This window comes from Agrobacterium pusense (assembly GCF_900102105.1).
GTDB classification, from domain to species: Bacteria; Pseudomonadota; Alphaproteobacteria; order Rhizobiales; family Rhizobiaceae; genus Agrobacterium; species Agrobacterium pusense.
Genome location: NZ_FNBB01000025.1, coordinates 1 through 1,841, shown reverse-complemented (window position 1 = coordinate 1,841; position 1,841 = coordinate 1). Strand labels below are relative to the sequence as shown.

General features: G+C 59.5%; 1 protein-coding gene and 1 pseudogene. One reads left to right on the top strand and one right to left on the bottom strand.

Features of this window, described 5'->3' with window-relative positions:
- On the top strand, window positions 1-309 hold a 309-nt coding region (locus BLU28_RS26535), incomplete at its 5' end, for a hypothetical protein (protein WP_210184489.1).
- 56 nt (window positions 310-365) lie between these two features.
- On the opposite strand, the pseudogene tnpC reads toward BLU28_RS26535, so the two are convergent.
- Window positions 366-1,831, bottom strand: a pseudogene (tnpC, locus tag BLU28_RS25785) (IS66 family transposase).
- Between the last annotated feature and the right edge of the window lie 10 nt (window positions 1,832-1,841).

Genomic DNA, 1,841 nt, shown 5'->3' with positions numbered 1-1,841 from the left:
ATACCTTCCATGAGATACTTCGTCATATCGCTATTGCTCATTGTCCTTTATGCGCTATCGCCCCTGTTGACTGCATTCTTTGTCGAAGGTGTAGCTCAAGCCAGCGGATGCAAGTCAGATATCCGATACGGAGTGACCTGCCCGTCCGGAACATCTGTCGTCCAACCCTTTGATGCCAATCTGCTTGGTAACTTGTACTCGTATGCACGCTACTTCGCCGTGACTATCCTCTCCGGAGCATTGTTTTTTTCTGTATGGCTCGTCGCGCTGCTTGGATATGCAATAGCCTCTTCCAAGCGTCACTGGTGAGCGCCATCGAATGGAAGGACAGCAGCTTCCGGCCGACTGCGGCCCTTGGGAACACGTTACTCGACCGGATAATTCCACGGTAGAAGTTTATCGATCCGGCTCTGCTTGTGGCCGTTGACGATGGCGGTGAGTGTGGCGGTCAGATAAGCCAGGGGATCGGCGGCATTGAGTTTGCAGGTTTCGATGAGCGATGCGATGGTCGCCCCCAGTTCTCGGCTCCTGCGTCATGCCTCGCAAAGAGTGCGTTCTTGCGGTTTAGGGCTATCGGCCGGATGGTCCGCTCGACGGTGTTATTGTCGATCTCGATGCGCCCATCGGTTAGGAAGAGCTTCAGACCATCCCAGTATTTGGCGATGTAGGCCAATGCCTCGCCGAGCGGCGACTTCATTGCGACGCGGGTGCGGTGATGGAGAAGCCACGCCTGCATGTCTGCGACGAGTGGCGCTGATCGTTCCTGCCGAGCTGCAAGGCGAGCTTCAGGATCAAGGCCGCGCAGTTCGGCTTCGATGCGATACAGTTCGCCGATCCGCCTAACGCCCTCCTCGGCAACCGGTGCTGGCCCGTTGTGGGTGATCTCCACCAGCTTCCGCCGGGCGTGGGCCCAACAATAGGCAAGCTGGATGTCTGGGCCGACACGTTCGGGGGCGATCAGCCTGTTGTATCCGGCGTATCCATCCACCTGCAGGACACCACAGAAACCCTGCAGTATACGTTCGGCATGAATGCCGCCCCGACCAGGAGCATAGGTGAAGGCGACACCCGGCGGAGCGCCACCGCCCCACGGGCGATTATCCCGCGCCAACGCCCAGAAATATCCGGTTTTGGTCTTGCGGGAGCCAGGATCAAGAACTGGGGCACGGGTCTCATCCATGAACAGCTTGGTCGAGCGCTTCAGGTTGGCAATCAGTGCGTCGAAGACGGGGCGCAATTCGAACGCTGCCCGGCCGACCCAATCGGCAAGCGTGGAGCGGTCGAGATCGATGCCCTGGCGGCTCATGATCTGCGCCTGCCGATAGAGCGGAAGGTGATCGGCATACTTGGAGACAAGAACATGTGCGACGGTCGCTTCCGTCGGCAGCCCAGCCTGGATCAGCCGTGCCGGAGCTGGGGCTTGGACGACCCCGTCGGTGCAGGCCCGGCAGGCATACTTAGGGCGGCGGGTGACGATCACGCGGAACCGTGCCGGGATCACGTCCAGTCGCTCGGAAACATCCTCACCAATGCAGTACAGGCAACCACCGCAGCCGCAGATCAGGCTTTCTGGCTCAATCACCTCTTCGACACGCGGAAGATGCTTCGGAAGGTAGCCGCGATTGATCGCGCGCGGCTTGGCAATCTTGGTTCCTGCAAGCGTGTCCGCCTCATCCTCGGCATGGATGACGCCCATAGCCGTCTCCAGGTCTTGCAGGGCCAGATCGAATTGGTCAGGATCGGTCTTCTCGGATTTGCGCCCAAAGGCTGCCTGCTTGAATGCTGCAACCAGCTTCTCAAGCCGTTCGATCCGCTCGTCCTTGCGGGCGATATGTTCGTCC